This is a genomic window from Heliomicrobium gestii (genome assembly GCF_009877435.1).
Lineage (GTDB): Bacteria > Bacillota > Desulfitobacteriia > Heliobacteriales > Heliobacteriaceae > Heliomicrobium > Heliomicrobium gestii.
Genome location: NZ_WXEX01000024.1, coordinates 1 through 11,845, shown reverse-complemented (window position 1 = coordinate 11,845; position 11,845 = coordinate 1). Strand labels below are relative to the sequence as shown.

The 11,845-nt window shown below is 43.6% G+C and carries 12 protein-coding genes and 2 tRNA genes; 11 read left to right on the top strand and 3 right to left on the bottom strand.

The genetic code is table 11. From position 1 onward, the window contains the following. Positions 1-182: 182 nt before the first annotated feature. Entirely contained in the window at positions 183-1,718 is a 1,536-nt protein-coding gene (locus GTO89_RS16635) for an ATP-binding protein (protein ID WP_161263218.1), read from the top strand. Between the two features lie 67 nt (positions 1,719-1,785). Beyond that, positions 1,786-2,124: a hypothetical protein gene (locus GTO89_RS16630; RefSeq protein ID WP_161263217.1), complete on the top strand. Its 339-nt coding sequence runs from the start codon at positions 1,786-1,788 to the stop codon at positions 2,122-2,124. A 224-nt stretch (positions 2,125-2,348) separates the two neighbouring features. On the opposite strand, the gene GTO89_RS16625 is transcribed toward GTO89_RS16630, so the two are convergent. Beyond that, entirely contained in the window at positions 2,349-2,540 is a 192-nt protein-coding gene (locus GTO89_RS16625; RefSeq protein WP_161263216.1) for a hypothetical protein, read from the bottom strand. A gap of 263 nt (positions 2,541-2,803) precedes the next feature. After that, on the bottom strand, positions 2,804-3,133 hold the full coding sequence (locus tag GTO89_RS16620; RefSeq protein ID WP_161263215.1) for a hypothetical protein: 330 nt from the start codon (positions 3,131-3,133) through the stop codon (positions 2,804-2,806). A gap of 90 nt (positions 3,134-3,223) precedes the next feature. Between GTO89_RS16620 and GTO89_RS16615 the strand changes: the two genes are divergently transcribed. The 6 genes from GTO89_RS16615 (at position 3,224) to GTO89_RS16590 (ending at position 10,167) form a co-directional block, all read left to right on the top strand. After that, entirely contained in the window at positions 3,224-3,973 is a 750-nt protein-coding gene (locus GTO89_RS16615; RefSeq protein WP_161263214.1) for a GNAT family N-acetyltransferase, read from the top strand. A gap of 462 nt (positions 3,974-4,435) precedes the next feature. Beyond that, positions 4,436-7,054, top strand: a complete 2,619-nt coding sequence (gene ppsA, locus GTO89_RS16610; RefSeq protein ID WP_161263213.1) for a phosphoenolpyruvate synthase — start codon at positions 4,436-4,438, stop codon at positions 7,052-7,054. 148 nt (positions 7,055-7,202) lie between these two features. Then, positions 7,203-8,012: a MerR family transcriptional regulator gene (locus GTO89_RS16605; protein ID WP_161263212.1), complete on the top strand. Its 810-nt coding sequence runs from the start codon at positions 7,203-7,205 to the stop codon at positions 8,010-8,012. An 89-nt stretch (positions 8,013-8,101) separates the two neighbouring features. Then, entirely contained in the window at positions 8,102-8,692 is a 591-nt protein-coding gene (locus tag GTO89_RS16600; protein WP_328793939.1) for a methyltransferase family protein, read from the top strand. 459 nt (positions 8,693-9,151) lie between these two features. Further along, entirely contained in the window at positions 9,152-9,700 is a 549-nt protein-coding gene (locus GTO89_RS16595) for a flavin reductase family protein (protein WP_161263211.1), read from the top strand. Between the two features lie 68 nt (positions 9,701-9,768). Beyond that, positions 9,769-10,167: an iron chaperone gene (locus tag GTO89_RS16590; protein WP_161263219.1), complete on the top strand. Its 399-nt coding sequence runs from the start codon at positions 9,769-9,771 to the stop codon at positions 10,165-10,167. A 49-nt stretch (positions 10,168-10,216) separates the two neighbouring features. Here the strand turns inward: GTO89_RS16590 and GTO89_RS16585 are convergent, their stop codons facing one another. Next, a complete protein-coding gene (locus GTO89_RS16585; protein ID WP_161263210.1) occupies positions 10,217-11,086 on the bottom strand; it encodes an AraC family transcriptional regulator in 870 nt (289 codons plus the stop codon). Positions 11,087-11,267: 181 nt separating this feature from the next. Here GTO89_RS16585 and GTO89_RS16580 point away from each other — a divergent pair, with 181 nt between their 5' ends. From GTO89_RS16580 to GTO89_RS16570, 3 genes are all read left to right on the top strand, one after another. Continuing rightward, positions 11,268-11,627 carry an MmcQ/YjbR family DNA-binding protein gene (locus GTO89_RS16580; protein ID WP_161263209.1) on the top strand — a complete coding sequence of 120 codons (360 nt, stop codon included), beginning with the start codon at positions 11,268-11,270 and terminating at the stop codon, positions 11,625-11,627. 55 nt (positions 11,628-11,682) lie between these two features. Beyond that, positions 11,683-11,757 (top strand) — tRNA-Cys (locus GTO89_RS16575). Between the two features lie 9 nt (positions 11,758-11,766). Beyond that, positions 11,767-11,843: transfer RNA gene (locus GTO89_RS16570), tRNA-Val, on the top strand. Positions 11,844-11,845 lie beyond the last annotated feature (2 nt).

The window sequence follows — 11,845 nt, the reverse complement described above, 5'->3', positions numbered from 1 at the left end:
CTACTTATAAAAAACAACGTGGGCTAGAAGTGAACTTATTTTGTAATTAGAAGAGGCCTCTTTTTGAGAACTTTCTTATACTTTGAATTTTTGAACCGTTCTTTGAAAGGGTGGCTTTATCTTGACCTTTCATATACATTAAATGTATAATCTAGGAAGATATTATTTCCAGGGGGATTGACATGAACGAGCCTCTCATTCCAATTGCGTATGAAGATGTGATTAATAATTTTTCTACCACAGAGTTAGAGCTAAAGCTGATGGAATTTGTTGAGCCGAACTCCGATATGGAATTAGAAATCAATTCACTGTTCTTTGAAACAAAGCAATCCGGTAAAATAGTTTTTATTCTTGGGAAGCCAGGAACAGGGAAATCAACATTTATCCACTCACTAAAATGGAGACCCAACATAGCGCTTAGAAAGCTCGTTTCTATTGATGCTGCTCAATTAATCAGCGATAATAATTTGTCAGAATTACTTACTGAGATTAAAAATATTTCTATTGAATCAAATGAGAAGAAAGACAAAGGTCCTACGGCGATTATCATTGATTACTTAGAAGACTTGCAAGGCTTTGAAGAGGGGAATATTAAAAGTTTTTTTCGAAACTTGAACGGAGTTTTAAGAAAAAGTCCTTTATTAATAATTTGGCCGGTTACTGAAAAACATGAAGTGGATGCAATGTTAGGTTACGCACAAAATGTTTCCGGTACATTATTTGTTAAGGATAAGGAAGTCTTAAATTTTACAGGACCTCATACTAACAAATATATTGACATAGCTAAAAGAACGTTGACAGTACTTAATGCTGGAAAGGAACTTGATGATTTCAACCTTATACATGAAGATTTTGTAGACACTTATAATTCGGTTTTAAGGCTACCTAAAGTAGACATTAACCTGAGAGAATATTACAAGTTGCTAAAGACACATTGGCAACAAAAATCTGGATATTTGAAAGACATAAATAGAAAAATCCCCAAACCTACGGAAGTGTGGTTTTTATTTGGGTATAAAAATGCTGAGGATATTGTTGCACAATTTTCAAGGAAAACAACAAGAATTGAGGATGCATGGAGTGTTATTACTGATCGATTCTCAGAATATATATCTAATAACAGTCAGAGAAAAGGGACATGGGATGCGAGAAGACTACAACTTGCATTCTATGGCGCATTAAAAACAAGAGTTATGTATATTCCTACTAACACACTCATATCACTACTAGTTTCATATTCGGAACATGCCGAATTGAACAAACTATTTGAAACAATGAAAACTCCTGATTCGTGGAGGAAGAAGCCTGCCGCTAAATCATCACTTAAAAGATCTCCTATGTATCGCCAACTTATAGGTGAAGTTTATCCTTCGGGAAAGCGAAAAGGGGGATCAACCCGAAAAGCCTTAGAAAAGGCTGAGCCAATATTTAGTAAAGTTGTGAATTGGATTAGCACGGTAGGAAGTGATAAAGCTCTTAACAAGAGCATAGCCCTCGCATTGGAAGATGCGGGAGTAAAAAATGCCTCATATGAGAAGCCTCACCCGTGGATACCAAATGTAATACCCGATATTTTTATAGATCTTCCGGATAAACAAATTTGTATTGAGTTCCATTATACGAATAAGAATGAACCATATGTGTTGGCTGACTATGTATTGAAAAAATTAGATATATACGTTACTCAACTAACTAGTTTAATAAGCATTAAAATATAAAATATTGAATTCACACCAAAGCCTTTTCGTTTTTGCATTAGTAGTAGCTTTGAATGGAGGTGTTACTATGGGGAAGTACTTAACAGGTTCAGCTAAAACGGGAGAGAAAATCATGGAGAATTTCTCTGATTTTTCATATGATTTTATTGAAATTGATACTTCATCAAAAAATCCATTATATCGTTTTAGTTGGCGTTTTAACAGTCAACATGGTTATGTGAGCATAAGAATTAAAGAAGCTAGTAATAAGATATCGAATGGTTCTTTAATAGATACTGATAGAGCATCAAGCCATAAATTTGATAGGCCATTAGGGCTCTATAACGATCAAACTTTATTTATTGTATTTAAAAAGATGATGAAATCTCTAAATATTGATGTTATGGAAGTTTATGACGACAATTGATTGAGGTAAGCGTCTAATCTGCCCCACATAGAAAAGGGTTACAGTTCGTGCCATAATCATCCCCAGAAACAGAAATGGGGATGATTTTTTCATGACGCCCATTTTTGGACGCCCCCAAAGCTCTTGTTCTACGAGTTGGAATTCAACATTTTCAATTTTTTGAGAACAGGGAAGCGGGGGCAAAATTATAGCCCCTCCGTGTAAAGCGCCTCCGTGAAACCCGTCTAACGAATCGTCTTCAAGACCTCCTTGACGATATTGTCCGGCAGCAGGCGGTGACCGTTGATGGAGATGACGGTGATCATGTTGAGGTATTCGAGGATCGTCGTAATCGACGGAACTTGGGTTTTCTTCTTGCCGGGAAGGAGCAGGATCTCTCCCCGTTGTTTCAATTCCCGTCGAACGCGAAATTCCAATTAAGACGCCAGCATCAGCGCCAACACAAAGACATAGCCCAGCGCCTCAATTCGACGCTTGCTCTTCAAGTACACCAGCCCCAGCATGACCGGGTTTTTTAAGAAGCGAAACTTCATCTCAATCGTATTTTGGCGCTCATGTCCTGTCGAGCGAGTTTATTCAGCCCCTCGGTGGAAACGAGGGCGCAGTCGGCCACAAAGATGACATCCCGATAACCTTTTTCGGTGAAGAATTTCTGCATCTCCACGGCCGCTTCAGAGTTTCATGTGACATCTGCGGTATTGCCAGACAGCAGTTGCCCTATGATCGGCAGTCCATTCTCTTGGACTGCCGCGCCGATCTTGAACTGTTTGAGATCCGGTCGAAGATCTTTGATGTGTCCTTGATTCACATCAAAATCACTGGTGGGTTCTTCTTCGTAGGCGTCCTGGACGGATTTTGATGTGGTGTCAAAATGGACGAAACGAATCCCTTGCGCATGGACGTGAAGCAGGGTGACCCCAACCAGACTGACCAGTATCTCCTGGGAGATCTCGGCGAGTTTATCGAGTGCGTGTCCGTATGCGTCAGCGTTTACCTGGTCCAGCGTCAATTGGCCTTGGAAGCTTCCTCTTGGTTGTGGCGGTGGATTAGATTTCGTGAGTTAGTGGAGCGCATTACAGGGAGAAAGGAGAAACTAAAGATGTTAAATGAATTTATTAATTTAACATCAGAGAATATTGCTAATGAGCATCTGTGCTGCATTATCCGTAGTAAGAAGCCTAGTCCCGGCGTAGAAGCAAAAAGAGCGTGGCTTTCCGAAAGAATAAAAGAAGGCCATGTATTTAGAAAACTGAATGCCAAAGCTACGGTGTTTATTGAATATGCACCTTTAGAAATGGCATGGACTCCGATTGTCGGTGATAACTATTACTACATATACTGCTTATGGGTTTTAGGTGAATATAAAGGTAAAAGCTATGGAACGGCATTGATGGATTATTGTATTGAGGATGCGAATGAAAACGGGAAATCGGGTATCTGTATGCTTGGAGCAAAGAAACAGAAAAACTGGCTTTCCAATCAGGCATTTGCTAAAAAATATGGATTCGAGGTTGTTGATTCTACGGAAGATGGATATGAACTGTTGGCTCTCTCTTTTGATGGAACAACACCAAAATTTACAGAGAGAGCGAAAAAACAGCAAATCGATAATCAAGAGCTGACTATATATTACAGTATGCAATGTCCGTTTATCCTTCAGAAGATTGATGAAATAAAACAGTATAGCGAAACAAATAACATTGCTGTTTCTCTTATTCAGATTGATTCGCTTAAAAAAGCAAAAGAACTACCTTGTGTCTTCAATAATTGGGGAGCCTTTTATAAAGGACAATTTGAAACTGTGAACCTACTGGATGTTGGCTTGGTAGAGAAAATACTGAAAAAATAAGAAGTTGTTATATGTAAATATGCTCCATTGCGCACATACCTCCCAGTATTGTAGACAACAATCATCAAGAGGAAAAATTAATGAATAAAAATGACTATATCATTCGTTTAGAACGAAAAGATGAATACCGTGAGGTCGAAAAGCTGGTAAGAGAGGCATTTTGGGATGTATACCGTCCGGGATGCTTCGAGCATTATGTATTGAACCAACTGAGAACTGACACAGCTTTTGAGGCTCCCCATCACTGGAGAACATCCAGTGGTGAGGAGCCTTATTTTACGGAATTACAGCGTAGGATGCATCATTTGCTATGAAAAACAAAATTACTCTCCCAATTATATCGTATCATATAATGAATGTTTAATAACAGGCTTATAATTTGGGTTTATCGTGGATATTATAAGACAATCACTTCACGGGAAATACTTCACCCATAACGAGAAACGCGTAAGGGGAATAGGCATGTATTCATATGTCCTTAACTTTAAGGAAATTGACAAAACAAAGCGATCTCTTGTCGGAGGGAAAGGCGCCAACCTAGGGGACCTATCCAAGATTGAGGGGATCCTGGTACCGCAAGGTTTTTGTATTACCACAGAAGCATATAAAAAGCTCACTGCAAATAATCGGGAACTCAACGGTTTATTCGATGAATTATCGCATCTTCGAGTAGAAGATAGGGAAAAAGTCAGTCAAGTGAGCAAGAAAATTCGCATGGTCATCGAAAGACTACCGATTTCTATGGATATAGTTGAAGAGATCACAGGTTATCTTGCGAAATTTGGTAAAAAAGACGCCTATGCCATACGCTCCAGTGCAACGGCAGAGGATTTGCCGACGGCTTCTTTTGCCGGGCAGCAGGATACCTATTTGAACATTATCGGGAAAGACGCGATCCTAAAGCACATCAGCAAATGCTGGGCATCGCTGTTTACCGAGAGGGCAGTAATATACCGCCTTCAAAATGGCTTCGACCACCGTAACGTCCACCTGTCTGTGGTGGTTCAGCAGATGGTCTTCCCGCAGGCGGCGGGGGTTTTGTTTACGGCTGATCCCCTCACTTCGCATCGAAAGGTGTCATCCATCGACGCGAGCTTCGGAATTGGTGAGGCCTTGGTCTCCGGACGGGTGAACGCAGATACCTATAAAGTGCGAAACGGCAAGGTGATCGATAAGAAGATATCCACCAAAAAGCTGGCGGTGTATGCCGTAATCGACGGCGGTACGCACGAACGGGAGATTGAGACGGAGCGGCAGATCCGGCAAGCGCTGACGGATGAGCAGATTTTGCATCTTGAGGGCATCGGCAGAAAGATCGAGGAACACTTCGGCTGCCCCCAGGACATCGAATGGTGTCTGGTGGATGATACCGTTTACATTGTCCAGAGTCGACCAATCACGACGCTATACCCCATCCCTGAAGCGAATGATCAAAAAAATCACATCTATGTATCTGTCGGTCATCAACAAATGATGACCGATCCCATGAAACCATTGGGATTGTCTTTTTTCCTGTTAACGACCTATGCACCCATGGGTAGCGCGGGCGGAAGGTTGTTTGTGGATGTTACCCATATGTTGGCTTCACCGGTCAGCAGAAAAACGATCATGGATACCTTGGGAAAATCCGATCCGCTCATCAAAGACGCGCTGAAGACCATTATCGAGCGAGGTGATTTTATAAAATCGTCTCTAAACGATGAAAACGAACAGAGTCCCGGTAAAAGCCATCAAGGCATGCCGTCTTCGGGTTTTCAATCGCAAATCGAAAACGATTCGGCCATCGTTTCTGAGTTGATTCAGCGGAGTCGAACATCGATAGAAGCGTTGAAACAAAAGATCCAAACGAAATCAGGAACAGATGTATTTGACCTTATCCTAGAAGATATCCAGCAGTTAAAGAAGATGTTATTTGATCGACAAAGTATGGCTGTGATTATGGCGGCTATGGACGCTTCATCATGGATCAATGAAAAAATGAACGAGTGGTTAGGTGAAAAAAACGCAGCAGACAGGCTTTCTCAATCTGTCCCAAACAATATTACTTCGGAAATGGGTCTAGCCCTATTGGATGTGGCCGATGTGATTCGTCCGTATCCCGAAGTGATTGATTATTTACAACATGTAAAAGAGGATACCTTTTTGGATGATCTGGTTGCCTTTGATGGCGGGCAGGAAACCCGGGACGCGATCGATGCCTATCTCAACAAATACGGAATGCGATGCAGCGGGGAGATCGATATTACGAAGCCTCGTTGGAGCGAAAAACCAACAGCGCTCGTCCCCCTGATCCTCAGTAACATCAAAAACTTTGAGCCGAATGAGAGCGATCGAAAATTTGAGCAAGGGCGACAGGAGGCCTTGAAAAAAGAACAAGTGCTGCTCGAACGATTGAAGCAATTACCGGATGGTGAACAAAAAGCCGGAGAGACAAAAGAAATGATCAGCCTAATCCGGAATTTCATCGGTTATCGTGAATATCCGAAATACAGCATGGTCAGTCGCTATTTCGTTTATAAGAAGGCGTTGTTGAAAGAAGCCGAACGACTCGTACAAGCCAACGTTATTCAGGAAAAAGAAGACATATACTATCTCACCTTTGAAGAACTTCGCGAAGTCGTCCACACGAAAAAGCTCGATTACCCGATCATCTGCAAACGAAAAGAGGAGTACAAATTTTATGAAAAACTAACGCCTCCACGTGTGATCACCTCTGATGGTGAAATCATTGCCGGTGAGTACAAACGAGAAAATCTCCCCGCCGAAGCGATTGTCGGTCTACCGGTTTCTTCCGGATTTGTCGAAGGGCGAGCACGTGTCATCGTAACCATGGAAGAGGCGAAACTGGAAGATGGAGATATCCTAATCACCGCCTTTACTGACCCTAGCTGGACGCCATTGTTTGTATCCATCAAAGGCCTAGTCACAGAAGTGGGCGGACTGATGACCCACGGCGCAGTGATCGCCCGTGAATATGGCTTGCCGGCGGTTGTCGGGGTGGAAAATGCCACCAAACGGATCAAAGAGGGGCAACGAATTCGCGTGCATGGAACAGAAGGGTATGTAGAAATCTTAGGATGACAGATTGAAGGCTTGGCCGATCTGGATGTTTCCAAGATAGGATGATCATTACCAACAGGGCAGAGGCCCTGTTCTTTTTTAGCCCCCTGAATGAAATTGACTCGACCCTTAGGGTGGGGTTTATAATCACGCTGAAGGGGGGATAACGGTGAGAAATCACGTAAAAATCAGCGATTTTGTAACATTGACTGGGAGCACTTTGAAGACGATTATCTACTACCATAAGATCGGGTTACTTCCGGAACCGGAACGCTCTGCGGGCGGATACCGATTATATGGGGCGGCGGAACTCAGGCGGATGCATTTTATCAAGCATTTCAAATCCCTTGGGCTGGATCTGAAAAGGATCAAAGAAATATTGGGTGACAAACACGATGCCAAGACTCTGAGAGAAGTCTTGGAAACCCTGCGTATGGATCTGCTCAGCGAGAAAAAAAGTCTGGAGGAACGGTTAGCCCAAATTGAATTATTACTGAGAGAAGACAAAGACATACTCGAAGAGGATATTTGCGACTCCCCGTCTTTTCAGATGATCACAGAGATATTGAAGCCTGTGCAGGTTGCGAATTACCAACAAACCTGCCCGGAACTCTTCGAGCAACAGCGTAAATTGTTTGGCCTGATTGATGACTTTCAGTGGGGAGAGGATCACCGGGATACGTTTCGAGCATTAGCCGAGTATTTCCAAGCTCACCCAGAGCAATATCAAAATGCTATCGATTTAGGCGCGCGTTTGTCGAAACTGTCGCAACTGACAGAGGATGATCCGGAAATTGAAAAGCTAGCCCGGGAATCGACAGAATTTATTAAAACCATACCTCAACTGAGAGCGTTGTTATGCAACCGGCAAGGGATCAAGCGACCCCTTACTGGTGTGTATAACGATATGGCAGCCACCGTTTTATCGCCGGCTCGGATGAAACATATGCAACTTTTTCAAAAATATCTAAATTCATAACATTATTATCATATACATCAATAGGGAATTGCTTCATGGTCATAATAGGTCTTTCGTCTTAGGCAAGAGGAGCGGAGGCGGTTTCAATGATGGGAGATACGGAACGATCCAAGCGAAAAGCCTATCTGTTTCCGATACTCATTATGATCGCGATGGGCGTCATCCTCTTTCTGCCGGCGGGTTCTTTTCGGTTTTGGCAGGCCTGGATATGGTGGTGTGGATTATTTGCACTGATGATGTTCACAACCGCATTTTTTCAGAAGAAAAGTCCGGAACTGCTGGCAAGAAGAAGAGCCTATAAGGAAACAGAAGTTACGCGCAAACCCCCTGCCATATTAAAATTGTATTTTCTCGGATTCATCATTCCCGGTTTTGATGTTCGCTTTCATTGGTCGTCTGTGCCTGTATGGATGATTATTGTATCGGATGTTCTTGTTTTCGTAGGCTATATATTGATCATCTTTGTCTTTAATGAAAACAGGTACGCTTCAACGGTTATCCAGGTCGAGCAAGATCAATCCGTCATCACAACAGGCCCCTACGCCATCGTTCGCCATCCGATGTATTCGGGAATGTTGCTCATGTCGCTGTTTTCTCCTCTGGCGCTGGGATCTTACTGGGCAATCATTCCATCCCTGTTGATCATACCGTCATTAATACTCAGGATAAAAAACGAATAAGAAGTGCTGAGAGAAAAACTACCGGCGTACAACGAGTATTGCCAAAACACACGTTACCGGTTGATTCCGCTCATCTGGTAATGAATATGAAATGAAGGCGCGTCGGATATATGTTGTTAAAGAATGCTGGTTACGCGCCAGAAGAAGTGCATTTGGTAAATGACATAGGAAAATTATACGATCGGTTAGCTGGCAACGATAACACAGAAGAAAAATTAGTGATCATTAAAAAGCTGAGAGAGAACGAATTGAAATATCATATGATGATGGAACAACGAAATCGGAACAAACAGAACACCACTTTATAAATAGAATAGCAAAAGGCGCTGTATTAAAAATGGCAGCGGCTTTTTTGTCTCCTCAAGGCATGTGGAGAGTGAAGCCTTGGCGCCCCAAAGCGGGTGTTGAAGGCTGGAGCGAGGGGCATACTCTAAAAAACAACAATCGAGGTGGCCGAACATGAAAAAAACAAAAATAGCCAATATCCCCTATGGACCGTATATTGCCGTCTTAGCAGGAGCCACTGTGGATGGGAAGGCCAATTATGCTACACTTGGCGCCTATGGTGTGGTGAGTCAAAGACCTGTGCTGTATATTTCACTCAAGAATTCCCACTACACGACCAAAGGGGTTTTGGAGAACGGCTTTTTTAGTGTGAATATCCCTTCCTCCGAAATGATTGAGAAAACTGATTATTGCGGGACTGTTTCCGGTCACAAAGTCGATAAATCAGAGGTTTTCGAATCCTTTTATGATGAAGCAGGAAATGCGCCCATGATCAAAGAATGCCCTGTGAATTATCTTTGCAAGGTAATCGATAGGATTCCCATATTTGATTTTACCATGTTCCTCGGTGAGATTGTCGCTGCCTATGCAAATGAAGATTGTTTGGAGAACGGAAGGCCGAATGCGCTCAAGGTAAAGCCCACCATGATGATGGCTTTCGGGTACTTTGATATCCATGAGCGAATTGGCTCGATATTTCAAGCATGCAAGGGCAGCGAGTAATCAAAGACAGGGGGCGCCTGTTGCGAGAAAAGAGCAGGTCGAAGAAATCGCATGGAAAGGAAAAAGCCATGGAAGGAAATAAGACCGCCTATACAACTATAGATGAATACATTTCCCAATTTCCTTCCGAGGTGCAAGACACCCTCAACCGGTTCCGAGAGGTGATCCAGGAGGCGGCGCCTGAAGCGGAAGAGAAGATCAGCTATCAAATGCCGACCTTTTATCTAAATGGAAACCTCGTGCACTTTGCCGCCCATAAACAGCATATCGGTTTTTACCCAGCCCCCAGCGGGATTGAGGCGTTTCAGGAGGAACTCTCGGAATATAAAAGCGCGAAGGGTTCCGTGCAGTTTCCATTCGATAAACCAGTGCCTTATGAACTCATTCGAGCGATCGTCAAGTTTCGAGCGGTCGAGAATCGGAAGAAGGCCGAGGGCAAAAAGATAAAGAAGCAGAGTGGTCGCTGATCACCCTGCTTTCACAGCCAATAAGATGGGGAAGCAAAATAGGTGGAGGCTATTTCTTGATCACAGGTATCCAGATTTCGCTCTTGTAGTTTGGGCTGCTCGTATCCTTGCTTTCGTTCCAAAGGATCTCCGGGCCGCCCGTGAGTTCATAGCCGGAGGTAGGAAACCATTCCGAATAAATCTTTGCCCAGACATCTTGCAGCGCTTTCGGAAACTCTCCAATGGCTGTAAACACCGCCCAGGCGCTGGCATCAACGGGCAATACGGTCCAGCGTTCCGGGACAGTCTGCGTTGTGGCGACACCGATGTACTGATCCAGCATTGTCCCTTCCGCCCGGTCTTCCGTGAAATTGGCCGATACGCATAAGACGCCTCTGGGCTCTACATTGGAAAGCTGCTTTAACTCGATGAAGTCTTTTTCTGTCAGCCTGGACCACATGTCGTTCATTTGGGTGTTTACGCCCTCGTACACCAGCGTGATCCGCTTCTTGATTCCGGCGATTTGAAAAGCATCCTTTTCGACGATGCGATAGTCCATCTCGTTGCCTCCCTTGATGATCAATTGAAAGGTCATGGGCGGGAACGCTTTTAAGACGACATCCCGCTTTCTCGCTTCCGTCGGATTGACACCGTGCAACGCCTGAAATGCCCGGGTGAATGAGTCTGGCGAATCATAACCGTACTTGACGGCCAAGTCGATCACCTTCACATTGCTGTTTTGAAGCTCTGAGGCCGCCAAGGCAAGCCGCCTGCGACGAATATATTCACTCAGTGAATAGCCGGATAGGAATGAAAACATCCGCTTGAAATGATACTCGGAACAGCAGGCAAGTCTCGCAACCTGTGAAAAGTCAATCTCTCCGGCCAAATTCGCTTCAATATACTTCATCGCAAGATTGACCTGTTTTAACGCATCCACTACATAACCTCCTTTCTTCTGTATGATAACAAAGGTAAAATAAATATATCCGACATTATCAGCACCAGTATTGCATGGTTCCGATTTTCTCCACGGGTATTCATATAGGTTAGAACTGCTTTGGCGGATGTGTAGACACAGCCGCCTTCCCATTAGGGGAATATCAAAGGGGGGGGCTTCGATGAAATACAGTTGGCTCGATCAATACTGCCTCAACAAAAAAGGCGCCGAAAAAGACTTTCAAGTCGAATGGAACGCCACACGGTACATGATTCGTGGAAAGATGTTCGCCTTACAGGGATGCAACAAGGAGAATAAACCGATCATCACGGTTAAGCTCGACCCGATGTACGGAGACTTTTTGAGAAGGCAATACAAAGACATTGTCCCCGGATACTACATGAATAAAACCCACTGGAATTCGCTATCTCTTGATGGAGATGTTCCAGATGATGTGGTCAAAGACATGCTGGATAAATCCCATGAACTCATCTTCAACAGCTTAAGCAAAAAGGTTCAAAAGGAAATCTCAAATGGATAGAAATAACATTGACATTACTCTGACTTACTGGTAAGATTCAATTCCGTTACGACATGGCGGCGTCGCCAAGTGGTAAGGCAAAGGTCTGCAAAACCTTTATACCCCAGTTCGAATCTGGGCGCCGCCTCCAAAAGAATACGGGCGATTAGCTCAGATGGTTAGAGCGCTTGCTTGACATGCAAGAGGTCAGCGGTTCGATTCCGTTATCGCCCACCATC